This is a genomic window from Escherichia sp. MOD1-EC4550 (assembly GCF_963876935.1).
Classification (GTDB): domain Bacteria; phylum Pseudomonadota; class Gammaproteobacteria; order Enterobacterales; family Enterobacteriaceae; genus Escherichia; species Escherichia coli_F.
This window is the reverse complement of sequence record NZ_CAWNSE010000008.1, coordinates 46,827-69,196: the sequence shown is the minus strand read 5'-3', so window position 1 is coordinate 69,196 and position 22,370 is coordinate 46,827. Positions and strand designations below refer to the sequence as shown.

General features: G+C 50.5%; 22 protein-coding genes and 3 tRNA genes. 11 read left to right on the top strand and 14 right to left on the bottom strand.

All coding sequences use genetic code 11. The features are described from left to right. Positions 1 to 141 precede the first annotated feature (141 nt). From AACU19_RS04920 to AACU19_RS04910, 3 genes are all read left to right on the top strand, one after another. Entirely contained in the window at positions 142 to 1,584 is a 1,443-nt protein-coding gene (locus AACU19_RS04920; protein ID WP_001195671.1) for an N-acyl-D-amino-acid deacylase family protein, read from the top strand. A 9-nt stretch (positions 1,585 to 1,593) separates the two neighbouring features. After that, positions 1,594 to 1,983 (top strand): RidA family protein, encoded by a 390-nt coding sequence (locus AACU19_RS04915; RefSeq protein ID WP_000023754.1) that lies wholly within the window; start codon positions 1,594 to 1,596, stop codon positions 1,981 to 1,983. A 102-nt stretch (positions 1,984 to 2,085) separates the two neighbouring features. Then, complete coding sequence (locus tag AACU19_RS04910; RefSeq protein WP_001084236.1) at positions 2,086 to 3,555, top strand: sodium:solute symporter family protein; 1,470 nt, start codon at positions 2,086 to 2,088, stop codon at positions 3,553 to 3,555. 9 nt (positions 3,556 to 3,564) lie between these two features. Here the strand turns inward: AACU19_RS04910 and AACU19_RS04905 are convergent, their stop codons facing one another. After that, positions 3,565 to 4,428: a MurR/RpiR family transcriptional regulator gene (locus AACU19_RS04905; RefSeq protein WP_000331734.1), complete on the bottom strand. Its 864-nt coding sequence runs from the start codon at positions 4,426 to 4,428 to the stop codon at positions 3,565 to 3,567. A gap of 181 nt (positions 4,429 to 4,609) precedes the next feature. Between AACU19_RS04905 and tsr the strand changes: the two genes are divergently transcribed. Then, on the top strand, positions 4,610 to 6,274 hold the full coding sequence (tsr, locus tag AACU19_RS04900; protein WP_105271154.1) for a methyl-accepting chemotaxis protein: 1,665 nt from the start codon (positions 4,610 to 4,612) through the stop codon (positions 6,272 to 6,274). Between the two features lie 48 nt (positions 6,275 to 6,322). Here tsr and AACU19_RS04895 read toward each other — a convergent pair whose 3' ends face one another. Further along, a complete protein-coding gene (locus AACU19_RS04895; RefSeq protein ID WP_000410144.1) occupies positions 6,323 to 7,684 on the bottom strand; it encodes an MFS transporter in 1,362 nt (453 codons plus the stop codon). Positions 7,685 to 7,898: 214 nt separating this feature from the next. Further along, entirely contained in the window at positions 7,899 to 8,813 is a 915-nt protein-coding gene (locus tag AACU19_RS04890) for a GntR family transcriptional regulator (RefSeq protein WP_000091572.1), read from the bottom strand. Positions 8,814 to 8,951: 138 nt separating this feature from the next. On the opposite strand from AACU19_RS04890, the gene lgoD reads away from it, so the two are divergent. After that, on the top strand, positions 8,952 to 9,977 hold the full coding sequence (gene lgoD / locus AACU19_RS04885) for an L-galactonate oxidoreductase (protein ID WP_000106034.1): 1,026 nt from the start codon (positions 8,952 to 8,954) through the stop codon (positions 9,975 to 9,977). A gap of 134 nt (positions 9,978 to 10,111) precedes the next feature. On the opposite strand, the gene opgB is transcribed toward lgoD, so the two are convergent. From opgB to AACU19_RS04855, 6 genes are all read right to left on the bottom strand, one after another. Next, positions 10,112 to 12,403: a phosphatidylglycerol--membrane-oligosaccharide glycerophosphotransferase gene (opgB, locus tag AACU19_RS04880; protein ID WP_039020396.1), complete on the bottom strand. Its 2,292-nt coding sequence runs from the start codon at positions 12,401 to 12,403 to the stop codon at positions 10,112 to 10,114. Positions 12,404 to 12,656: 253 nt separating this feature from the next. Beyond that, complete coding sequence (yjjA, locus tag AACU19_RS04875) at positions 12,657 to 13,151, bottom strand: DUF2501 domain-containing protein YjjA (RefSeq protein ID WP_077782364.1); 495 nt, start codon at positions 13,149 to 13,151, stop codon at positions 12,657 to 12,659. Positions 13,152 to 13,199: 48 nt separating this feature from the next. Continuing rightward, the gene (gene dnaC / locus AACU19_RS04870; RefSeq protein ID WP_000799911.1) at positions 13,200 to 13,937 is read right to left on the bottom strand and encodes a DNA replication protein DnaC; all 738 of its coding nucleotides are present in this window, start codon (positions 13,935 to 13,937) and stop codon (positions 13,200 to 13,202) included. Positions 13,938 to 13,939: 2 nt separating this feature from the next. Beyond that, positions 13,940 to 14,479 (bottom strand): primosomal protein DnaT, encoded by a 540-nt coding sequence (gene dnaT / locus AACU19_RS04865; RefSeq protein WP_000098818.1) that lies wholly within the window; start codon positions 14,477 to 14,479, stop codon positions 13,940 to 13,942. Positions 14,480 to 14,586: 107 nt separating this feature from the next. Then, on the bottom strand, positions 14,587 to 15,060 hold the full coding sequence (locus AACU19_RS04860) for a threonine/serine exporter (RefSeq protein WP_000538188.1): 474 nt from the start codon (positions 15,058 to 15,060) through the stop codon (positions 14,587 to 14,589). Further along, complete coding sequence (locus AACU19_RS04855; RefSeq protein WP_105278748.1) at positions 15,051 to 15,821, bottom strand: threonine/serine exporter family protein; 771 nt, start codon at positions 15,819 to 15,821, stop codon at positions 15,051 to 15,053. The genes AACU19_RS04860 and AACU19_RS04855 overlap by 10 nt, the downstream gene beginning before the upstream one ends. A gap of 618 nt (positions 15,822 to 16,439) precedes the next feature. Between AACU19_RS04855 and AACU19_RS04850 the strand changes: the two genes are divergently transcribed. Both AACU19_RS04850 and bglJ read left to right on the top strand, forming a co-directional pair. Next, complete coding sequence (locus AACU19_RS04850; protein ID WP_097505658.1) at positions 16,440 to 17,165, top strand: helix-turn-helix domain-containing protein; 726 nt, start codon at positions 16,440 to 16,442, stop codon at positions 17,163 to 17,165. Beyond that, positions 17,123 to 17,800 (top strand): DNA-binding transcriptional activator BglJ, encoded by a 678-nt coding sequence (gene bglJ / locus AACU19_RS04845; RefSeq protein ID WP_105278747.1) that lies wholly within the window; start codon positions 17,123 to 17,125, stop codon positions 17,798 to 17,800. Before AACU19_RS04850 ends, bglJ begins: the two co-directional genes overlap by 43 nt. A gap of 38 nt (positions 17,801 to 17,838) precedes the next feature. Here the strand turns inward: bglJ and fhuF are convergent, their stop codons facing one another. Next, positions 17,839 to 18,627: a siderophore-iron reductase FhuF gene (gene fhuF, locus AACU19_RS04840; protein WP_105278746.1), complete on the bottom strand. Its 789-nt coding sequence runs from the start codon at positions 18,625 to 18,627 to the stop codon at positions 17,839 to 17,841. 140 nt (positions 18,628 to 18,767) lie between these two features. Here fhuF and AACU19_RS04835 point away from each other — a divergent pair, with 140 nt between their 5' ends. Continuing rightward, positions 18,768 to 19,004 carry a DUF1435 domain-containing protein gene (locus AACU19_RS04835; RefSeq protein ID WP_123057655.1) on the top strand — a complete coding sequence of 79 codons (237 nt, stop codon included), beginning with the start codon at positions 18,768 to 18,770 and terminating at the stop codon, positions 19,002 to 19,004. A 38-nt stretch (positions 19,005 to 19,042) separates the two neighbouring features. On the opposite strand, the gene AACU19_RS04830 is transcribed toward AACU19_RS04835, so the two are convergent. The 4 genes from AACU19_RS04830 to rsmC form a co-directional block, all read right to left on the bottom strand. After that, positions 19,043 to 19,129 (bottom strand) — tRNA-Leu (locus AACU19_RS04830). A gap of 33 nt (positions 19,130 to 19,162) precedes the next feature. Further along, a tRNA-Leu gene (locus AACU19_RS04825) sits at positions 19,163 to 19,249 on the bottom strand. A gap of 28 nt (positions 19,250 to 19,277) precedes the next feature. Next, positions 19,278 to 19,364 (bottom strand) — tRNA-Leu (locus tag AACU19_RS04820). 300 nt (positions 19,365 to 19,664) lie between these two features. Next, a complete protein-coding gene (gene rsmC, locus AACU19_RS04815) occupies positions 19,665 to 20,696 on the bottom strand; it encodes a 16S rRNA (guanine(1207)-N(2))-methyltransferase RsmC (RefSeq protein ID WP_105278744.1) in 1,032 nt (343 codons plus the stop codon). 102 nt (positions 20,697 to 20,798) lie between these two features. Between rsmC and holD the strand changes: the two genes are divergently transcribed. Genes holD through yjjG form a run of 3 tightly spaced genes read left to right on the top strand, consistent with a single transcriptional unit; the run spans position 20,799 to position 22,319 of the window. Continuing rightward, the gene (holD, locus tag AACU19_RS04810) at positions 20,799 to 21,212 is read left to right on the top strand and encodes a DNA polymerase III subunit psi (RefSeq protein WP_000204018.1); all 414 of its coding nucleotides are present in this window, start codon (positions 20,799 to 20,801) and stop codon (positions 21,210 to 21,212) included. Further along, positions 21,181 to 21,627, top strand: coding sequence for a ribosomal protein S18-alanine N-acetyltransferase (gene rimI / locus AACU19_RS04805; RefSeq protein ID WP_001092449.1), 447 nt, complete (start codon positions 21,181 to 21,183; stop codon positions 21,625 to 21,627). Before holD ends, rimI begins: the two co-directional genes overlap by 32 nt. 14 nt (positions 21,628 to 21,641) lie before the next feature. After that, positions 21,642 to 22,319, top strand: coding sequence for a pyrimidine 5'-nucleotidase (gene yjjG / locus AACU19_RS04800; RefSeq protein WP_000870712.1), 678 nt, complete (start codon positions 21,642 to 21,644; stop codon positions 22,317 to 22,319). Positions 22,320 to 22,370 lie beyond the last annotated feature (51 nt).

Sequence of the window (22,370 nt, the reverse complement as noted above, 5' to 3'; positions counted from 1 at the left end):
AAATATAAATATTTAGTTTATTTATCTTATAGTTTATGAATAAAAGTATCATAAAATCATCTGGGTTTTGCGTAGTTTTCCACTGTTTTTCGTCCTTGTAAATGGTTAACTTGTCACCATTGCAGAAATGGAGTGACGAACATGCAGGTTGACTGGTTAATCAAAAATGTGACGGTTATCGACGGTAGTGGCGGCCCTGAATTTCGCGGTGACGTGGCAATAACAGGTGATCGGATTGTCGATATTGCCCCTGCGCTTAACGTTACGGCGCAGCAGGTCATTGACGGGGAAGGGCGGGTGCTGGCACCAGGGTTTATCGACGTTCATACCCATGACGATATCAACGTTATTCGCATCCCGGAATATCTGCCAAAGATCAGCCAGGGGATCACCACGGTGATTGTCGGTAACTGCGGGATCAGTGCGGCGTCGGCGAAAATGAAAGGCGAAGTTCCTGACCCGATGAATCTGCTGGGGGAAGCAGAGCACTTTATTTATCCTACCGTTGAAAGCTATGCCCAGGCAGTGGAAGCAGCAAGGCCGTCACTGAACGTTGGCACGCTGATTGGTCATACGGCGCTGCGTAATAACCATATGGACGACCTGTTTCGCCCGGCGACGGCGGATGAAATTGCCGCTATGCGTGCCGACTTACGTCTGGCGTTGAGTCAGGGGGCGCTGGGGTTAAGTTCCGGGCTGGCCTATGCCACAGCATTTCAGGCGACTACCGAAGAAGTCATGGCGCTGGCGGAAGAATTAGCCGGTGAGAAGGGCGTTTATACCACCCATCTGCGTTCTGAATTTGAACCGATTCTCGATGCCCTGGATGAGGCGTTTCGTATTGGGCGTCATGGCAAAGTGCCTGTCGTGGTTTCCCACCATAAATGCGCCGGGGCGAAAAACTGGGGGCGGACAAAAGAAACGTTGGCTTTTTTTGACCAAATGCGTCAACACCAGGAAATTGGCTGCGATGTCTATCCTTACTCAGCCAGCTCTTCAACGCTGGATCTCAAACAAGTCACCGACGAATTCGATATTGTGATCACCTGGTCACAAACACATCCGCAGCAGGCCGGGAAAACACTGGCGCAAATCGCCATCGACTGGCAGATGAGTATGCTGGAGGCCGCGAAGCTGCTAATGCCTGCCGGGGCTATCTATTACAACATGGACGAGCGCGACGTCCGCAGAGTATTGAGTTATCCAGTCAGTATGATTGGCTCTGACGGCCTGCCCAATGATCCCATGCCGCATCCACGTTTATGGGGCGCCTTCCCTCGCGTGCTGGGCCACTATTGCCGTGATGAAGGCTTATTCCCACTGACCACGGCTATCCACAAAATGACCGGGCTTTCTGCCAGCCGTTTTCGCCTGCCCCAGCGTGGACTGGTGAAAGTTGGCTATTTTGCGGACCTGGTGTTGTTCGATCCACAAACCATTCGTGATGTTGCCAGCTTTTCTGATCCCAAACGCCCGGCAGATGGCATTGAGGCGGTGATGGTGAACGGCGTTATGAGCTATGGTCGCGATAAACATATTACAGGCCGTGCGGGACGCTTCCTGCGCCGGCAGACCTCACATTAAGGAGTGAATATGAGCATTAAACGTTACGGTACGGAAGGTGGAACAGGCACTGGCGGGCAGCATTTGCCTTTTGCCAGGGCGGTTGAGGCGGGCGGCTGGCTGTACGTCTCCGGGCAAACCCCCATGAAAAACGGTGAAGTGGTAGAAGGCGGAATCGTTGAACAGTCACGACTGGCGATCCAAAACTGTGTCGACATCATGACTGAAGCCGGTTATAGCCTGGCGGATGTGGTTCACGTGAAAGTGATCCTGACCGACGCCCGCTATTTCCAGTCATTTAATAAAGTATTCAGAGAATTTTTTGGCGAGAATCCGCCTGCACGTATTTGTTGTGTGGCTGATCTGGTTGTCGATTGTAAAGTCGAAGTCGATGTGACCTGTTATAACGCGACCCGCTAATAAATTTAAGAATTAAAAAAACAGACCGCAATTGAGTGCTGAATACATTCAGCACTCCGGGAACTCTTACATTATTCTCTCTCTACTGGCAGGATGTGAATTATGAACAGTCATATCTTTTTAGTCGGCTTTATTATTTATGCCATCGCCATGATTTGGCTTGGTTGGTTTGTTTCTCGTAATCAGAAAAGCGGAGAAGATTTTCTGCTGGGCGGGCGTTCGCTGCCGCTGTTTCTGACGCTGGGGTCAACCGTTGCCACGATGGTTGGCACGGGTTCCAGTATGGGCGCAGTGGGCTTTGGCTACAGCAATGGCTGGGCCGGAATGCTTTATGGCGTCGGTGGGGCCGTAGGTATATTACTGGTGGCGTGGCTGTTTGCACCGGTACGTAAATTACGTTTTATGACCATGAGTGAAGAAATATCTTATTATACTGGCGGCAGCCATTTAATTAAAAATATTGTCGGCCTGATGATATTTATTGCCTCTATTGGCTGGCTGGGAGCGCATATATTAGGTGGCAGTATGTATCTTGCCTGGGCGACGGGTATTGATCTTACTGTAGCAAAATTAATTATCGCTTTGGCCTTTGCGATTTACGTTATTATCGGCGGTTATTCGGCGGTAGTGTGGACCGATACCATTCAGGCCCTAATTTTGTTCTTTGGCTTTATATTAATGGCTATTCTTGCCGTTGTTCACGTTGGTGGCTGGAGTGCGATTGAACAGGCGATGGACCCAAAAGCGATGAGCCTGTTTGCGATTGATAAAATGGGCGTGCTGCCTGCGCTTTCGCTGGCGCTGGTTATTGGTGTCGGCGTACTGGCCACACCATCTTATCGCCAACGTATTTACTCGGGAAAAGACGTTCCCTCTGTACGGCGTTCATTTGTTATTACTGGCGTGTTGTATCTGTTCTTCTCGATTCTGCCTGCCATTATCGGCATGGCGGCGTTCACCATGAACCCAAATCTGGAAAACAGCAACTACGCCTTCTTGTTCGCGACCAGTTTCTTACCTGCCATTCTTGGGCTGGTGGTGCTGATTGCCGGGCTTTCAGCCACCATGTCTTCTGCCAGTTCTGATGCCATTGCGGCAGTGGCGATTATGATGCGCGACGTCTACACCATGATTACCGGCAGAATGCCGCCGGAGGACAAGGCCATTACTTACTCACGCTGGATGTTGACCTTTGTTATTGGCCTGGCGCTGGTCTTTGCTCTGACCTCTAATGACATCATCAGCTACATTACCAAAATGATTTCGATGCTGATGTCCGGGCTGTTTATCTGCTCGATTCTCGGTCGCTTCTGGCTACGCTTTAACTGGCAGGGCGCGCTGGCGGCGTTAGTGAGCGGTATGGTGATGTCCATTGTGGTGCTGATGAATGCCGACTGGCTGGCTTACTGGGGTAACCCGTGTATTCCGTCAGTGCTGGGCAGCCTGGTCGCTGGCGTACTGGTGACGTTGGTAACGCCAGCAAGTCAGGTCAGCCGGGAAGAAGCTTTGGCGATTATCACCAATGAGCGTGAAAACCAGAGTGTCGTGATCACCAAACCTGAAGAAGCATAACCGACAGTGCTAATCGCCAAGTGGCTGGCGGTTAGCGCCCCCACGGTGGCTGTCTAACACCAGTTTTATCCGCCGCAGGCGATCTTTCGCCTGCGCTTTATTTGCCATTGCCAGTTCCGTTGCCAGTACATCGACCATGGCTAACATCGCGTAGCGGGAAGGGGTGGGCTTAAAAATGTAATCACTTTCCTGAACCAGTAACGGCAATACCAGATCTACCTGTTCTGCCAGCGGTGTTTGTGCTGGCGTAATGGCAATAACACGCGCGCCATACTGACGGGCGATTGCCGCACTTTCGATGATTTCCGGTGTATAACCGCCCAGCGACAGCACAATCACCACATCCTGCGGCATCACTGCCGAGCACATCATTCTCATCATCAGGGCATCATTCTGACTGACCACTGGTAGCCCCAGACGGAATAAACGGTACTGAATCTCCTGTGAACAGATAGTGGAACCGCCGCCAGTTCCTAACGCAAGAATTTGCCGCGCCTGACTTAACCAGCTTACCGCCTGGCTGATGGCATTCATATCCAGCGAACGACGATGCGTTTCCAGCACGCTAATAATCGCTTCGTAGATCCCCTGAACACCGTCAAGATCCGGTACATCGAGAATAAACCGCTGCCCGACAGCCAGTGACTGCGCCAGTTTGACTTTCAACTCGCGGACATCTTTGCACCCCAGTGCACGGGCAAAACGCGTCACCGACGCCTGACTGGTTTGCGTTAACCGTGCCAGCTCAGCAATTGGCAACTCTACTGCGGCAGAGACGTCATCAAGAATAAATTGTGCGATACGCTTTTCAGTGGCTGTTAACGCCATAAATCGTTCGGTAATGCAGGAGATGATATCGATGCTATAAGCCATGGGAGTATCACTGATTCGAAGAAGATTGATACTTTGTACCATAAACTGCCGCTATAGAGTGTGACCCTCACAAAAAACGCAAGTTTGCTGCAACAAAAGCAGTGCCGACGCTTTTCCACAGCATAAAGTTTTCCACCACCAGGCCGACAACCAGTGTATCTGTCTAGTGGAAAGAGAAACCATGTTAAAACGTATCAAGATCGTGACCAGCTTACTGCTGGTTTTGGCCGTTTTTGGCCTTTTACAACTGACATCAGGCGGTCTGTTCTTTAATGCCTTAAAGAATGACAAAGAAAATTTCACTGTTTTACAAACCATTCGCCAGCAGCAATCCACGCTGAATGGCAGCTGGGTCGCGTTGTTGCAGACGCGTAACACCCTCAACCGCGCGGGTATCCGCTACATGATGGATCAGAACAATATTGGTAGCGGTTCAACCGTTGCCGAGCTGATGCAGAGTGCCAGTATTTCGCTGAAACAGGCGGAAAAAAACTGGGCGGATTACGAAGCATTGCCGCGTGACCCGCGTCAGAGCACCGCCGCAGCGGCAGAGATCAAACGTAATTACGATATTTATCACAATGCGCTGGCGGAACTGATCCAACTGTTAGGTGCAGGCAAAATCAACGAATTCTTTGATCAGCCGACTCAGGGATATCAGGACGGTTTCGAGAAGCAGTATGTGGCTTACATGGAGCAAAACGATCGGCTCTATGATATCGCCGTCAGCGATAATAATGCCTCCTACAGCCAGGCGATGTGGATTCTGGTGGGCGTGATGATCGTCGTACTGGCGGTCATCTTCGCCGTCTGGTTCGGTATTAAAGCCTCGTTGGTAGCGCCAATGAATCGTCTGATTGACAGCATTCGTCATATTGCAGGTGGCGATCTGGTGAAACCGATTGAGGTGGATGGTTCTAATGAGATGGGGCAACTGGCAGAGAGTTTGCGCCATATGCAGGGAGAGCTGATGCGTACCGTCGGTGATGTGCGCAACGGGGCCAATGCTATCTATAGCGGTGCCAGCGAAATCGCCACCGGCAATAACGATCTTTCTTCGCGCACCGAGCAACAGGCCGCTTCGCTGGAAGAGACGGCAGCCAGCATGGAGCAACTGACCGCAACGGTGAAACAGAACGCCGAGAATGCGCGTCAGGCTAGCCATCTGGCATTAAGTGCTTCCGAAACGGCGCAACGTGGCGGCAAAGTGGTTGATAACGTGGTGCAGACCATGCGCGATATCTCCACCAGCTCGCAGAAAATCGCCGATATTATCAGCGTAATTGACGGCATTGCCTTCCAGACCAATATTCTGGCTTTGAACGCGGCGGTTGAAGCAGCGCGTGCGGGTGAGCAAGGGCGCGGTTTTGCGGTGGTTGCGGGAGAAGTGCGTAATCTGGCCCAGCGTAGCGCTCAGGCGGCTCGCGAAATTAAAAGCCTGATTGAAGACTCGGTGGGCAAAGTGGATGTTGGCTCTACGCTGGTCGAAAGCGCCGGGGAAACCATGGCAGAGATTGTCAGCGCTGTGACCCGCGTGACGGACATTATGGGCGAAATTGCTTCGGCTTCTGATGAGCAGAGCCGTGGTATCGATCAGGTTGGCTTAGCAGTAGCTGAGATGGACCGGGTAACCCAACAGAACGCTGCGCTGGTGGAAGAATCTGCCGCCGCCGCCGCCGCGCTGGAGGAGCAGGCCAGTCGCCTGACCGAAGCTGTGGCAGTGTTCCGGATTCAGCAACAGCAGCAACGCCAGCGCGAAGCATCGGCAGTAGTAAAAACTGTGACGCCATCTGCGCCGCGCAAAGTGGCAGTGGCAGATAGCGGAGAGAACTGGGAAACGTTTTAATCGCCATAAAAATGCCCGATAAGCAAAATGTTATCGGGCATAGGGAAATTAATCTTTACGTGGGTCGTTGATCGGCTGACGAACCAGGAAGATGTATGCCAGTGCACCCGCCGCGGTGACGCAACCGCAGATGATTAGCGCCAGACGGAATGAGTGGGTGGTATCGACAATAAAACCAGTAATGATCGGCGCGAAAGAAGCGCAGATGAAGCTGGCAAAGTTCTGGATACTGCCCACCGATGCAGTCATGCGAGAAGCGACAGCGACGTGGATCAATCCCCAGCAGGATGTTCCAGCAAAGTGAATGCAGAACAGTGCCATGCCAATCAGCAGAACCGCCGTCATGGATGTTGTCGCTTGCGGTACGACCAGCGTAAAGGCGGCAGAACAGAACATCCCGGCAATAATGCAGATCTTACGGCTTTTAATCGGAGCCATTCCTCCTTTGACCAGCCAGTCGGTAACGTAACCATTGACCAGCATCCCGGCAGCCCCAAACAGGAAAGGGATAGCCGCCATCAACCCGGTGCTTTTTAAATCCAGATTATAGGCTGTTTGCAGGTAACCTGGCAGCCAGGCCAGATACAGCCACGCAGTGTAATTGATGCCACTGAATCCGAGCATCATTCCCCACATTGTGCGGTTACGGAACAGGCTGCGCCATTCAGCAAAACTGAGTGGATCACGGCGGGCATTGACGCTACCGGCATTGAGATAGGCTTGTTCAACGGCAGTCAGTTCTACGTGCTCGCGGTTGCGATAGAGCATATACCAGCCAATGGCGAGAAAAATCCCCAGTACACCAATGGTAATAAACATCCCGCGCCAGCCCATCACCAGCATCATCGCCGCCAGAATCGGTGGGCTTACGGCAACGCCAATGGTAGAAGCTGCGTTGAAGAAGCCCATCGGGCGTCCGCGCTCTTTGATGTTGAACCAGTCGTTAATGACTTTTACACCGCATGGGTTCATCGGCGCTTCACCAATCCCCATACCGATACGCACCAACACGAACTGCGTAAAGCTGTGCACCATGCCAGACATTGCCTGGAACAGTGACCAGAAGAACATCCCCAGTCCCAGCATCAGGCGCGGGCCTTTACGATCCAATAGCGGGCCGCAAGGAAGCTGCGCAATCCCGTAGGCGAGTGAAAACACGGAGAGCAAAGCGCCGATTTCGGTGGCACTTAATCCCAATTCTTCACGAATCGTTAAATTTGCTACCGACAGTGAACTGCGGTCGAGATAATTGATTACCGCCGCAAAAAATAATAACAACATGGCGGTGGTTTGAATGCGTTTAATTCGGGTACTGCGTTGAACTAATCCATCTGGTGGCACGGGAATATCTGCCGACGAAGATGGAGTAAATGAAGAACGCGGATCGAGGGTGATATTTTCTTTTTCCACGCCGGACTCCTGTATTTATAATTTTAATTGTTTACGTAATTGTGCATTACGCAAGGTTGACATTAACGGCAGGTGAAAGTTTTAGGACTTTACTACCGCTCACAAAAACATTTTTAGTCGACTGATTGTGAGCATAGGTAAGCGGGAATTTTCCGGTATTTATCTTTTGATAAAACCGTGCACCCGCTAATAGTTTGCTGTTTTTAATCCGTACTTAATGAGCATAACGCGTGTTCTCATTAATGGATCGAATCATTGATTGTTTAGCTGAATTCAAATGGTTACGGAGCGCAAGGGTGGCATCCAGGTCACTGCGGCAAATCAGAGCGCTGAGAATGGTCATATGCTCATCGACGGCAATGATATTGCGCTGTTTAAGATCGCTTTCGTCCCATTGATAGTGAAAATGAAAGATGACTGAGATGATCTCAAGCGATTGATCAAAAAAGATATTATCGGCAGCTGAAAGCAGTAAGGAGTGAAAATCTCTGTCAAGTTGCGAGAACATGCGGAAGCTATTGCCGATGTTGTCACGCAGTAGCCGATGACGTTCGAGCATGGTTTTCGCCTGCAGCCAGCGGGGATCATGATCAGGCAGGTTGAGAAAGTGCTGAAGTGAATGAGTTTCGAGCATTTCGCGTAGCTCAAACAGCTGCTCGGCGTAGGATTGATCGAATTGCTTCATGCTCCACTGGCCGCGCTTTTCGCTCTGAATAAGATTATAACGACCGAATTTTAAAAGATATTCTCTTACTACAACCGGGCTGACACCCGCGGCCCGAGCCAGTTGCAGTTCAGAAAAAGTTTCCCCTGGGCGTAACTGGCGCTGGTTTATCATCGTGAAAAAAGCCTGCTCAAACACTTTGTTTTGTTCACTCATTGAAGCGGTAGTACAGGCGAAACCGTCATCATGGTCAGGTTTACGCGCAATAACATAGTCGTTTCCAACCTGCGTCAAGACGCCGCATTCGCGTAAGTGGCTGAGAATATGGCGCACTGTGGTGCGGCTGATGTTGTACATTTCCGCCAGCGCACTTTGCGATGGAAGTGGGGAAGGGATGTGACCCCGCGCCATATCATCAATGACCTGGTTAATCACATTGTGGCGTAAATTTTGTGAGCGACTCATATTTTCCTCCTTGTGAGTCCATTAAAACCCGATTTAAAACATTTTTATGCGTGTGTTTTCACAAAATAGATTTTCCGTTCCGCTGCCATTTTTCATTTTCATTGATATCTAAGGCAACAAAAAATGGAGAGCCGAATCATGTCTACGATGAATGTTTTAATTTGCCAGCAGCCGAAAGAATTAGTCTGGAAACAACGTGAGATACCTATTCCGGGTGACAATGAAGCATTAATAAAAATTAAGTCTGTCGGGATTTGCGGTACCGATATTCATGCCTGGGGTGGAAATCAACCATTTTTTAGTTATCCACGCGTTTTAGGCCATGAAATATGTGGGGAGATTGTTGGGCTGGGTAAAAATATTGCTGATCTTAAAAATGGTCAGCAAGTTGCTGTGATCCCTTATGTTGCCTGTCAGCAATGCCCGGCATGTAAAAGCGGTCGCACCAATTGCTGTGAAAAAATTTCAGTTATTGGTGTGCATCAGGATGGCGGTTTTAGTGAGTATTTGAGCGTGCCGGTGGCGAACATTTTGCCCGCAGACGGTATTGACCCGCAGGCGGCAGCATTGATTGAACCTTTCGCTATTAGCGCACATGCGGTGCGTCGTGCAGCCATTGCTCCCGGCGAGCAGGTGCTGGTGGTCGGGGCGGGGCCAATCGGTCTGGGCGCGGCGGCAATCGCTAAAGCTGATGGCGCACAGGTGGTGGTGGCGGATACCAGTCCGGCACGCCGAGAACATGTGGCAACGCGTCTGGAGTTGCCCGTGCTGGACCCGTCAGCCGAAGATTTTGACGCGCAGCTGCGGGCGCAGTTTGGTGGTTCGCTGGCGCAGAAAGTGATCGACGCGACAGGTAATCAACATGCGATGAATAACACCGTAAATCTGATTCGTCACGGCGGCACGGTGGTATTTGTCGGTCTGTTTAAAGGTGAGTTGCAGTTCTCCGATCCGGAATTCCATAAAAAAGAAACGACGATGATGGGCAGCCGCAACGCCACGCCGGAAGATTTCGCTAAAGTCGGTCGACTGATGGCGGAGGGAAAAATCACTGCCGACATGATGTTAACCCATCGCTACCCGTTCGCCACGCTGGCAGAAACCTATGAGCGCGATGTGATTAACAACCGTGAGTTGATTAAGGGTGTAATTACTTTCTTATAAGGCGAGATTATTAAAGTTGCCATGCAGCGTCCGGGGAAGTGTTGGGCGCTGTTTTTTTTGTTTCTTAATAATGTGTTGTGAGCCGGAGAAGGTGTGTAGGTCGCACCTTATGCGACCTACAAATCAGTCAGGAATTACCCTTCACGTTCCACCACTTTAATTTCCACCATGCCGATACCAAGCTTACGCGGCGAGTGTCCGAGGATATTCCCTTCATTGGTTGAGACGGGTTCAGGTGGCACAATCACCAGCGTGTTGGCATCGGTTGGGTTATCGAAATGCAGCGTGGTGGTGGTTACTTCATTGCCCAGCACAAGGGTTTGTTCTTCATTGCCTACGCGTACCGGAATAGGACGGCTGGCGTTATTGCCGTATGCTTTGGCGGTAATCACCAGGTCAAATTTCTTCGGCAGCGGATGCTTGTACTCGATTTTTACTTCGTCGCCCAGCTGAGCGTTGGACCAGCGGCCCCACGACTCTGGACGGGAAATCCCGCTAAACTGTTTCACCTCTTCTGGCGCACCGGCGACGTTGAAGATGAAACTGTCGGCTTTGTAGCGAATATCGTTATCAACAATCTTCAGCGTATCGACATTGCCTTTGTAACGCGCCATGTCGATGACCGTATCTTTAAATGCTGTTTTGCCCTTCCATGTTGTTTTGTCAACATGCTGAACAATTTGCTTACCGCCAAGTTGGCCCTGCGAGACACACCAGTCGGTGGAAAGTGCCAGTTCCGGAGCCCAGAGTTGTGCCATCTTGTAGCAACGGTCAACCCAGACGAAATTGTCGCGTGGAGCAAAATCGGCCAACTGGAAACGCAGTGGTGCTGAGTATTCACTTTCCGGCAGCGGTTCCACGCGCTTGTCTGAAACCCGCAACAGCAGCGGCAAACGGAAATGGCTACCCGAGAAGGCAATCATGTTTTTCTGCTGGTCGATGGTGAACTCTTTCATCTCTTTAGGGAATTTCCACAGGCGGATGATATCCGGCTTCCATGCCAATGTTTTCTCTTTGATATTGAGGAAGATTTCCGACATTGACTGCCCGGATAAACTGCTACGACCAAGTCCGAGATAGTTATCGCCACCGAGAATGTCCAGCACCGTCGCGCCGTTATCCATCGTATTACGCTTCACCGCCAGCGTTTCTTGCTGCGGCTTGTCGCCACGAATGACGAAAAACAGATTATTGCGATCTTGCTTATTGAGGTATTTCCACGCCGTGTTGTTCATCGCTAAATGGTCAGACGAGACAACGATAACGGTATCCTTAAACCACGGTGACGCTTTGATTTTGTTGATAAACGTTGCGATGTTCTCCTGGCTGCAACTTACCGCACTGAATGACTGATTCGGCTTACCGTCAAAATCATATTTTTTGCGGTTACAGGTACGCGAGATAAAACCATCCGGGTGATGGGTATCGACTGTCAGGGTAAACAGTGAGAATCGCTGGCCAGAGCGGGAAAGCTCTTCAAACTTTTTCCACGCTTCATCCAGCACGGTATCGTCGTAGAATCCCCAGTCGTTGCGATAGTGTGGGTCTGCCACCACGCTTTTCAGCTCTTCTGAGCCGTATAAGTGGTCGAAGCCGTGCGACTTCAGGAACACATCTTTACCGGCAAAACGCAGATTCGCGCCCTGCACGAAATAGTTCTGATAACCCGAGTTCTTCAGGATATCGCCCAGACAGATGTTCTGTGGGAAGAAGCTGGAAACAGAAGCAGAGGCGTTGCCTTCAAAGGGAGCAAACAGCGGTATGCCGCACTGAGAAGCCACCATGCCCGCAATCGTGTAATCCGTTCCTGGCAGCTGCTGCGTGTGGCTGAAATCCAGGCCTTCATTTTTCAACGCGCCCAGTTCAGGCGTGAGATCCGGGAAAGCTTCGTTATCAAAATAGGTTCGCTCGAGACTTTCGCCGTAGATATAAACCAGGTTGAGTTTCGGGTCAGGGATAGTTTTCGACGGCTCTTTATAATAAGCCGCAAAGTCCGGGTCGCCGTCGCGTGACTGGGATTTCACCAGTTCCGTTATCTGACGAAATGCCGGGCTGGCATCCACTGAACCCAGCGCCAGTAAGAGTGCCAGCAGGCTGTAACCAAAATGGTGCGGATGATGACGACGACGGCGCAGGATCCAGCCCAGCGCACCGAACACCGCCGTCAGCCCCAGCACAATGCCGATACCCGGAAGAATGTATTTGCTGACGCCAGCACCGGTCAGGCTGTTGGTTAAGGTATAGAGAACCGCGTCGTTAATACCATCACCAGTAAAATAGTCGCTGGCAAACAGGGTGATATTTAAAACGACAAATAGCCCCAGCACCGTTAACGTGGCTGCAAACCACCAGGTGTTACGTCCCGCTTTCCATGCGTAAATCAGCACAGAGGCGAGAAAAAGGGCGAAAGAGAGTAGTTCTGACAACGGGCGATCCTCACTAAACCGGGCCGTTTAGCCAACGTTTAAGCTTTTTGAGAAGCACAATGTAATGGCGTCGCCATATTGCTGCAATTCTAGTGTCAAAAAAATGCGATGTTGTTAGGAATTAGTTTATAAACAGACTTTTTTGATTACGGTCGCTTCCCGTGTAACAGGGGGAAAACCGTCCAGGAGCAGGGAAAAGGGCAGGAGAGAGCCGCGTCAGCCGGGTAACAGCTAAAACGCGGCGTTTCGCGGATCAGGAAATGAAGTTTAGCCCCTGCTTTAACACCAGATCGCAGGCTTTGGTTTTCACCTTTTCTGCCAGCGGAGTCGTTCCGATGTTATCCAGATTGAGTTGCTGACCATCTTTGGTTTTCAGCAAACCCTGAATGCCATCCAGATAGTTGGTGTCTTCTTTTTGCTCTTCACTGTTCAGGCCCAGCTTTTCCAGCACCTGGTTCTTGATGTTTTCGGCATCGGTTACCGAAGCCAACTTCTGCTTCGCGCAGTATTGCAGTATGCCTGCGGCATTGTTCATGTTATCTGCGCTTAAGGCCTGGTTCCCGCTGCTAAGCAAGCTAGTTAATGAAGCGAGCGACCAACCGCCTTCTTGTGTCGTGCTGTTTTGGTTGCCAAGTTCGCTGGCGGCGCTGGAGAGCGCATCTTTCCAGGATGCAGCATGCACCCCGGTGGAAATTAATGCGCTGGCGGCAAGGGCACAGCACAGAAGGTGTTTAACAGTTTTCATCATTATTACTCAATGTGGAATTGTGTCGCAGTATACCGCCAGAAACGGGGATTAATACTCTTTACCCGTTACCCGGCTACGGTAGCTATCCCAGTTGAAGATCACCCACAAACTGTTACCCAGGCGCATACGATCCATCACGCGTTCGCCCAGCAACTTGGTCATCTCTTCCATATTACTGTTGGTCAGCATCCCGGTTGGGCGTTTGGAAGAAGAGCGGCGATCGACGATCTGGTTGATGATCACTTTTTCGTATTTTGATTCGGTCTGCACACCGATCTCATCGATCACCAGCAGATCAACGTTGCTCAGATCGTTAAGCAGTTGTTCTTCGCTGGTACCGCTATTCCTGAAGGTATCTTTCATCGCCGACATAATATCGGCCACGGTGATGATCAATACGGATTTACCGCGTAGCAGTAGCTCGTTGCAGATTGCCGCCGCCAGATGGTTTTTGCCGGTTCCTGGCTTGCCAGAAAAGATGAAGCTGGCGATGTTGCCGTCAAACTCTTCGACATACTGGCGTGCTTTGCTTAACGCATTCATCTGCCCTTCACACTCAACGCGATAGTTCTCAAAGGAGCAGTTCTGATGCAGTGGACGAATACCGGAGCGGTTAAAGGTGCGCTGCATTTTCATCGCCCGGTTTTCACGTTCGAGAGCGGCGGAGCGGATTGCCCCTTGCTCTTTCTGCCAGGCCAGCAGTTCTTCGCCCGTTTTGAATGCGGGTTTGATATGGGCAGGCATCATTTTTTGCAGGCGTTGCATCAGGTCGCCAACGTTTTTCATCGTTACCCTCTGAATCCTGGTGGAATTTGGCTGTCAGGTTCGCTGACCGTGTTCACATCTCGTTTCGGCAGTCCGCCGTTGCTGGCACGGCCGATTTGCAGGCTGCGCGCCAGTTTTTGTTGCCACTGTACATGGTGAAAGACTTTACCTTCCGCCTGCCAGTAGGCAATGAATGAGGCCAGTTCTTCGGTGGTCACCGGCTCTCTTAGCGCCACGCCCCATAGCGCCGCCAGGCGGATAAAGTCGGCATCGGGTTGCCAGTCCGGATACATGGCGAATTTCCCCATGGGTACAGCAACGGGAGCGGCTTGCGGTTCCTGATAGAGTTGATCGTCCAGAGCGACATCGCTTCCTGGACGCGCCAGCTTTTCTTCCAGCGCCAGCAGTTCAGCCAGGCGCGCAGGCGTGACGGCATAAAACGCCGGGGCATTGTTAGCAAATACGGCAACCACACCGCCTTCAGCTTTTGCCAGAACGGTTTGGTGATCGTGTACCAGGGCGTCAATACCAACGACGTCCGGGGTCAAAACTCTGGAAGACATACTGTTTCTCAAATATGGAACGATGAACGAGAAGGGAGATAACTTTTATAGTAACACACGGAGGAGAGGAGGCTGTCTCTCATCCGCGTGCTTTAAGTGAGGCAATTTTATACGCGAGGGCGTTTGCGGTACAACCATAATCCAGGAATGGAAAGGCCGATGGATAATGCACCAACAATCGATGAAGCTGTAAGAAAGTTGGTTAACAGGGTAATCATCAACGGTTCGCTGTAACCTAGCTGGCTGATTTTTACCGCCGAAATCATTGCAGTATAAGCAGAGATGCCCGGAAACATGGGGATAACAGCCGCCACGGTAAACACTTTCGGATGTGCCAGATACCAGCGCGACCATTGAATACCAATGGTGCCGACCAGCATAGAGGCCATAAAGGTTGACCATTCAATATTCAGCCCGCTGGTCATTAAGATCATTCGGGAACCATGACCTATCGCACCAAGCAGCGCACACCAGCGTAACGCCCGAACGGGAACGTTGAACACCATCGCAAAGCCGACCGCTGGAATGGCGGCGAGGATCATATCCTGCGCCAATGCTAACAGAAATTCGATCACACCCATCCGCGTAGCCCCCAAATCGTCAGTGCCATCACCACGCCGACGCAGGTAGCCAGTGTCAGCAGACTGGCGATCGCCCAGCGTGCCAGTCCGGTATTGATGTGGCCTTTAAACATATCGGCGACGGCATTAATCAACGGAAAGCCCGGCACCAGCAAGAGAACGCTGGCGGCCATCGCAATGGTGGGGGTATTACTGAAAGTGGGAAGTTGCAAAAGCAAACCGGAAATGGTGGTGGCGGCGAAAGCGGTGAGGCAAAAGTTGATCTGTGGATGAAGATGACGTTGTGCCAGCAGCTGGCGGATATACATTGCGACCGTACTGGCAAAGAAGGTGATGACGGCACCGTCCCAGCCACCGTTATTGAGTTTACAGAAACAGGCGCAAGAAAGGCCGACCATCAAGGCTACCAGCCATCGCGGGTAACGTAATGGCTGAATTTGGCTAAATCTTTTCTCTACGCCTTTGTAATCCAGCAGTTGATGCTCCGCCAGAATCACAATGTGCTGGACTTCAGTCACCACATGCATATTAATGCCGCGATCGTGATTTTTACGTGTCGATGTCAGGCATTGCCCATCTTTAATGGTTGTCAGCACGATGGCGTTCGAAGAGATAGAACTTTCGACGCTGTCCATTCCCAGCGCCCGACCCAGTCGTGAGGAAAGCTCATCAACCAACGCGCTTTCCGCACCATGTTGCAAAAGAAATAATCCGCACTGGATACAAAGCCGTGTCACGGCTCGCTGTTGCTCAGTTTGCATAACTCGCCCTTTGTCATAGACGCGCTGCGTATTGTTCAGATAATGAGAATCTATTTGTATCATGAAGCGCGGTTGTTTTGCGGCAGGTTAAGATCAAAATTGCGCTGATTAATCCTGGTTATCGGGAGAGGTTTGGTGGTAAAAAGCGAATAATCTCTCGCCGCAAATAAATTATCGCATGAATATTATCACTATAATGAATTTATTGTTTAGCCCTTACGAATCAGGATAAAAGATAACTGGGCGCGTTTTTTAATTTTAACAAGTTAAAACTATCAGATTTTATTGAATAAATATTGATTGTGTGATTTTGCTTCCTGCGGGAAGGGATATCAGTTAATTATAAATTAAATGAATGAGGATTCTGTTTTTCATTAAGTATTTCTAACAACTTAATGTAGATATTTTAAATGTCTCCAGGCTATTTCACCAGGTTATCATTTGATGCTAACCTTCTGACACATGCAGTGGAGTTATTGTGCAGCAGGAGTATGCTGATATGAAAGTGAATGCAAAGGATAATTTATTCGCTTAATCTATTAATTTGCTGGAAACATTTAAGGAATGAATATCCTGAATAGACCATCATGATTTTTAGACAGTGGATGTGGAGGAAATATGTTGCCAGGATGCTGCAAAAATGGAATTGTTATCAGTAAAATACCTGTTATGCAAGCAGGATTAAAAGAGGTCATGAGGACTCACTTCCCTGAATATAAAATAATATCCAGCGCCTCTGCGGAGGACCTTACCTTATTACAATTACGTCGTTCCGGATTAGTTATTGCAGATTTAGCCGGTGAAAGTGAAGATCCACGTTCTGTTTGTGAGCATTATTATTCTTTAATCTCACAATATCGGGAAATTCACTGGGTTTTCATGGTGTCACGCTCCTGGTATTCCCAGGCGGTAGAACTGCTCATGTGCCCTACGGCGACATTATTGTCTGATGTTGAACCCATTGAGAATCTGGTCAAGACCGTGCGTTCTGGCAATACGCACGCAGAGCGTATCAGCGCCATGCTGACCTCTCCGGCAATGACTGAAACTCATGATTTTAGCTATCGCTCCGTCATTCTCACTCTTTCAGAGCGCAAAGTGCTGCGGCTATTAGGTAAAGGATGGGGCATCAACCAGATAGCTTCATTGCTTAAGAAAAGTAATAAAACTATCAGCGCCCAAAAAAACAGTGCGATGCGTCGACTGGCAATTCACAGCAACGCTGAAATGTATGCATGGATAAATAGCGCGCAGGGTGCAAGAGAACTTAACTTGCCTTCTGTTTATGGAGATGCCGCAGAATGGAACACAGCCGAATTAAGAAGAGAAATGTCGCACTCATAGAAAAATGCGTCATGAGCAGTATCGGTATTGAGAGTTTATTCAGAAGGTTTGCAGGTAACCCTTATAAGCTCCATATCTATACCAGTCAGGAGTCATTTCAGGATGCCATGTCGCGGATCTCGTTTGCGGCGGTCATTTTTTCTTTTTCTGCCATGAGAAGTAAACGCAGAGAGGGATTATCTTGCCTGACTGAACTGGCGATTAAGTTTCCGCGTACTCGCCGTTTAGTTATTGCGGATGATGATATTGAAGCTCGGCTGATTGGTTCATTGTCGCCATCACCGCTGGACGGTGTATTAAGTAAAGCGTCGACGCTGGAGATTTTTCATCAAGAACTCTTTTTGTCATTAAATGGTGTGCGTCAGGCGACCGACCGATTGAACAATCAGTGGTACATTAACCAAAGCCGGACGCTAAGCCCGACGGAGAGAGAAATATTGCGCTTTATGTCGCGTGGCTACTCAATGACACAAATTGCCGAGCAGCTTAAACGCAATATCAAAACGATCCGCGCGCATAAATTTAATGTAATGTCGAAACTGGGCGTCAGTTCTGATGCAGGGTTGTTGGAGGCCGCAGACATTCTGTTATGTATGCGTCATTGCGAAGCAAGTAACGTGTTGCACCCCTATTAATACGCTTAATGCCGGGTTTACTTCCCCGGCAAATTTTTCTATTTCAGCGTACAGTCACCACATTGCTGCACATCCGGCAAGCGATAACGCTGGCAGCAAGTGCGGCGCACCAGCAGGCCGTCGCGCAGCACCACGGTACGCCAGAGTGGATTATCTTCACCGGTAGTGAGCGTTTTCTCAAAAAAGAGGGCATGGCGCAGCGATTCAACTGTCGCCTCGCCGAGCAGCTGCTTCATCTCAGTGAGGTACCAGTTGATCAAATAACCGGTATTACTCCAGATAAGTTTACCGTTAATTTCTCCAGTCGCTTCTAATGCTTGCACAACCGGAACAAGCGCCTTGCTAATTAACGTTTCCATTCGCTGCTGCGGTGAATGTGGTGTTGTGTTTTTATCTTCATACACATCGACCCAGAAACAGGCGGCGCGTCCGGTTTCGTGAAACTCAACGTGGAAATGTTCCGGCGTCACATCTAATGCTTTTTCCTGCGTTAACAGGGCCAGCATTAATGGCGGCACCATCAGGCCGATGTACCATTGCGCCCACAGGGAGATCAGCGGCTTATTCTCGCGGATCATCGTTGGTTGATTGCGGTAGATATGATCGGAATAAACAGCTAACAGAGAACTTAACGCATTCGGTGATGACCATTGCGCCAGCGTCAGGGCACTGAATGGGGCGGGTTCATCCAGGCGGATAAACTCCAGCAAATGTTCACGATTTTCTGCGATCGTCGACCGTACTGCTTCTGCAAGTCCAGCATCCTGCGGCTGGAGATGCGTTCGCCAGATAACATCTTCATAGAGCGGTGCGGAACGATAGGCCATAATCGGGATAGTAATCTAAATGATAATGATTGCTAATCCTAGCGATAGGTTTACCCGATAGCAAGGGATTTTTCTGGCTTGCAAATGATAAAAATTATCATATGATATTAGTTATCATTATCAATGAAAGAGATGAAACCATGTTGCAACGTATGCTGGGCAGTGGTTGGGGAGTGTTGCTGCCAGGATTGCTGATTGCAGGGCTGACGTATGTGGATTTATCGCCGGATCAGTGGCGGATTGTTATTCTGATGGGATTGGTGTTGACGCCAGCGATGTTGTATCACAAACAGTTACGGCATTACATTTTGCTACCATCGTGCCTGGCGCTTATTGCTGGCGTTATGCTGATGATAATGAACTGGAATCAGGGATGAAAAAACAAGGAAGAAACAAGAAAGGAAGTAAAGATAATTGGTGCGAGGGGGGGGACTTGAACCCCCACGTCCGTAAGGACACTAACACCTGAAGCTAGCGCGTCTACCAATTCCGCCACCTTCGCACAGTCATCTTACTTTTTTGATATCGCCTCGTTTGGTGCGAGGGGGGGGACTTGAACCCCCACGTCCGTAAGAACACTAACACCTGAAGCTAGCGCGTCTACCAATTCCGCCACCTTCGCCCAGTGCGAGCAATATCAACGTGGTTTTTGGTGCGAGGGGGGGGACTTGAACCCCCACGTCCGTAAGGACACTAACACCTGAAGCTAGCGCGTCTACCAATTCCGCCACCTTCGCATACCATCAATTCTTAAAAAGAATTGCTACCACGGAGGCGCATTCTAGTGGTTTTCAGCTTTTCGTCAATAGTTAATTATCGACGGAGGTGTAATTGCTGGAAAAATGTCCATCAGGAAACTAACGTGCAGGTTTTGTAGGTCGGATAAGGCGTTCACGCCGCATCCGACACGGTATTTGGGTGCAGATGCCAGATGCGACGAGGGCGCGTCTTATCTGGCCTACGAAGGGCTAACTTGCAGGTTTTGTAGGTTGTATAAGGCGAGCACGCCGCATCCGGCAAGGCTTGCGGCGGGATACTTAACCTTTCTTCGCCTGGCGGGTCATAATGGCGCGATACACCTTGAAGCGCCCGGTTTGCGCGATCACTTCGTGGAAGCCAAATGTCTCATCCAGCACGTCCGGGTAAGGCAGGAAGGCGTTCGCTACAATTCGCAGCTCGCCGCCGCTGTTAAGATGACGCACCGCGCCGCGAATCAGCGTTTGTGCTGCATCCAGACTGGTTTGCATCCCATCGTGGAACGGCGGATTGGAGATGATCATATCAAAACGACCTTTCACCTCAGAAAAGACGTTGCTGGCAAAGACTTCACCTTCAATACCGTTGGCCGCAAGTGTTGCACGGCTGGCTTCAACTGCTGGCGCAGAAACATCGCACAACGTGAGACGAATCTTCGGTGAGTGGCGTGCAAAGGCAACTGAAAGAACGCCTGCACCGCAGCCGACATCCAGCACTTTACCTTTCGTGTGCGGAGTTAACGTCGAGAGCAGCAACTGGCTACCGACATCCAGACCGTCGCGGCTAAACACGCCAGGCAGCGTTTTCACCGTCAGGCCATCGACGCTGTATTCGCCCCAGAATTTATCGGCATCAAATACCGGCTGTTTTTCCAGACGACCAAAATAGAGGCCACAGCGACGGGCGCTGTCGACTTTATTCAACGGCGCATAATCTGCAAGCATCTGCTCGGCGCTGCGCACGCCGCTGCGGTTCTCGCCAACAACAAAAATATCCGTCCCCACCGGCAGCAGAGAAAGTAAATTCATTAACTGAAACTGGGCTTCCGGTTTGTTCTTCGGCCAGTAGTAAATCAGCGTATCGCAATCTGCGACGTCATCCGCCGTTGCCACCAGGCTAAAACGGGCGTTATCACCCATTTGGCTGCTTAACACCTGCCAATGGTGGAATTGCTGGGTATGAGCACGGCTGGCCGCGGTATCTAAACGCGCGGGCAGGTCATCCTGTAAGTCTCCGGCAAACAGAATACGGCTTTGTTCGAAATCATCACTGTGACGCAGCAAGACTTCACTTGCCGGGGTAAATGCAGACATGGAATGCTCCTCAATTGATACTGGCGGCGATTATAGCCATATGTTGGCGCGGTATCGACGAATTTGCTATATTTGCGCCCCTGACAACAGGAGCGATTCGCTATGACATCCCGACGAGACTGGCAGTTACAGCAGCTGGGCATTACCCAGTGGTCGCTGCGTCGCCCTGGCGCGTTGCAGGGGGAGATTGCCATTGCGATCCCGGCACACGTCCGTCTGGTGATGGTGGCAAACGATCTTCCCGCCCTGACCGATCCTCTGGTGAGCGATGTTCTGCGTGCATTAACCGTCAGCCCCGACCAGGTGCTGCAACTGACGCCAGAAAAGATCGCGATGCTGCCGCAAGGCAGTCGCTGCAACAGCTGGCGGTTGGGTACTGATGAACCGCTATCACTGGAAGGCGCTCAGGTGGCATCACCGGCGCTCACCGAATTACGGGCAAACCCAACGGCACGCGCCGCGTTATGGCAACAAATTTGCACATATGAACACGATTTCTTCCCTCGAAACGACTGATTTACCAGCGGCTTTCCACATTGAACAACGCGCCCACGCCTTTCCGTGGAGTGAAAAAACCTTTGCCAGTAATCAGGGCGAGCGTTATCTCAACTTTCAGTTAACGCAAAACGGCAAAATGGCGGCGTTTGCGATTACGCAAGTGGTGCTGGATGAAGCTACATTGTTCAATATTGCAGTCGATCCTGACTATCAGCGTCAGGGACTGGGAAGGGCGCTGCTGGAACATCTGATCGACGAACTGGAAAAACGCGGCGTGGCGACGCTATGGCTGGAAGTCCGTGCCTCAAACGCTGCCGCCATTGCCCTGTACGAAAGTTTAGGCTTTAACGAGGCGACGATTCGCCGCAATTACTACCCCACCAAGGACGGTCGCGAAGACGCCATCATCATGGCGTTGCCAATCAGTATGTAAGACAAGGTGGAATAATGAAGTGGGACTGGATTTTCTTTGATGCCGATGAAACGCTGTTTACCTTTGACTCGTTCACCGGCCTGCAGCGGATGTTTCTTGATTACAGCGTCACTTTTACCGCTGAAGATTTTCAGGACTATCAGGCCGTTAACAAGCCCCTGTGGGTAGATTATCAAAACGGCGCGATCACTTCATTACAGCTTCAGCACGGGCGTTTTGAGAGCTGGGCCGAACGGCTGAACGTCGAGCCAGGTAAACTCAACGAGGCCTTCATTAATGCGATGGCGGAAATTTGCACGCCGCTGCCGGGCGCGGTTTCCCTGCTTAATGCCATTCGCGGCAACGCCAAAATCGGCATCATCACCAACGGCTTTAGCGCCTTGCAGCAAGTGCGTCTGGAACGCACGGGCCTGCGTGATTATTTCGATTTGCTGGTGATTTCCGAAGAAGTTGGCGTAGCCAAACCGAATAAGAAAATTTTCGATTATGCGCTGGAACAGGCGGGCAATCCTGACCGTTCACGCGTGCTGATGGTTGGCGACACTGCCGAGTCCGATATTCTCGGTGGCATCAACGCCGGGCTTGCGACCTGCTGGCTGAATGCGCACAATCGCGAGCAACCAGAAGGCATCGCGCCTACCTGGACCGTTTCTTCGTTGCACGAACTGGAGCAGCTCCTGTGTAAACACTGATTGCCTCCCCCCCATTGATGGGTAAAATAGCCGCAATTTTTCGTTTTCAAC

Excerpts from the sequence above, each read along its gene's own strand:
- AACU19_RS04920 (WP_001195671.1), top strand. The coding sequence starts at position 142 with ATGCAGGTTGACTGGTTAATCAAAAATGTGACGGTTATCGACGGTAGT.
- AACU19_RS04915 (WP_000023754.1), top strand. The coding sequence starts at position 1,594 with ATGAGCATTAAACGTTACGGTACGGAAGGTGGAACAGGCACTGGCGGG.
- AACU19_RS04910 (WP_001084236.1), top strand. The coding sequence starts at position 2,086 with ATGAACAGTCATATCTTTTTAGTCGGCTTTATTATTTATGCCATCGCC.
- AACU19_RS04905 (WP_000331734.1), bottom strand. The coding sequence starts at position 4,428 with ATGGCTTATAGCATCGATATCATCTCCTGCATTACCGAACGATTTATG.
- tsr (WP_105271154.1), top strand. The coding sequence starts at position 4,610 with ATGTTAAAACGTATCAAGATCGTGACCAGCTTACTGCTGGTTTTGGCC.
- AACU19_RS04890 (WP_000091572.1), bottom strand. The coding sequence starts at position 8,813 with ATGAGTCGCTCACAAAATTTACGCCACAATGTGATTAACCAGGTCATT.
- lgoD (WP_000106034.1), top strand. The coding sequence starts at position 8,952 with ATGTCTACGATGAATGTTTTAATTTGCCAGCAGCCGAAAGAATTAGTC.
- yjjA (WP_077782364.1), bottom strand. The coding sequence starts at position 13,151 with ATGATGAAAACTGTTAAACACCTTCTGTGCTGTGCCCTTGCCGCCAGC.
- dnaC (WP_000799911.1), bottom strand. The coding sequence starts at position 13,937 with ATGAAAAACGTTGGCGACCTGATGCAACGCCTGCAAAAAATGATGCCT.
- dnaT (WP_000098818.1), bottom strand. The coding sequence starts at position 14,479 with ATGTCTTCCAGAGTTTTGACCCCGGACGTCGTTGGTATTGACGCCCTG.
- AACU19_RS04860 (WP_000538188.1), bottom strand. The coding sequence starts at position 15,060 with ATGGGTGTGATCGAATTTCTGTTAGCATTGGCGCAGGATATGATCCTC.
- AACU19_RS04855 (WP_105278748.1), bottom strand. The coding sequence starts at position 15,821 with ATGCAAACTGAGCAACAGCGAGCCGTGACACGGCTTTGTATCCAGTGC.
- AACU19_RS04850 (WP_097505658.1), top strand. The coding sequence starts at position 16,440 with ATGTTGCCAGGATGCTGCAAAAATGGAATTGTTATCAGTAAAATACCT.
- bglJ (WP_105278747.1), top strand. The coding sequence starts at position 17,123 with ATGGAACACAGCCGAATTAAGAAGAGAAATGTCGCACTCATAGAAAAA.
- fhuF (WP_105278746.1), bottom strand. The coding sequence starts at position 18,627 with ATGGCCTATCGTTCCGCACCGCTCTATGAAGATGTTATCTGGCGAACG.
- AACU19_RS04835 (WP_123057655.1), top strand. The coding sequence starts at position 18,768 with ATGTTGCAACGTATGCTGGGCAGTGGTTGGGGAGTGTTGCTGCCAGGA.
- rsmC (WP_105278744.1), bottom strand. The coding sequence starts at position 20,696 with ATGTCTGCATTTACCCCGGCAAGTGAAGTCTTGCTGCGTCACAGTGAT.
- holD (WP_000204018.1), top strand. The coding sequence starts at position 20,799 with ATGACATCCCGACGAGACTGGCAGTTACAGCAGCTGGGCATTACCCAG.
- rimI (WP_001092449.1), top strand. The coding sequence starts at position 21,181 with ATGAACACGATTTCTTCCCTCGAAACGACTGATTTACCAGCGGCTTTC.
- yjjG (WP_000870712.1), top strand. The coding sequence starts at position 21,642 with ATGAAGTGGGACTGGATTTTCTTTGATGCCGATGAAACGCTGTTTACC.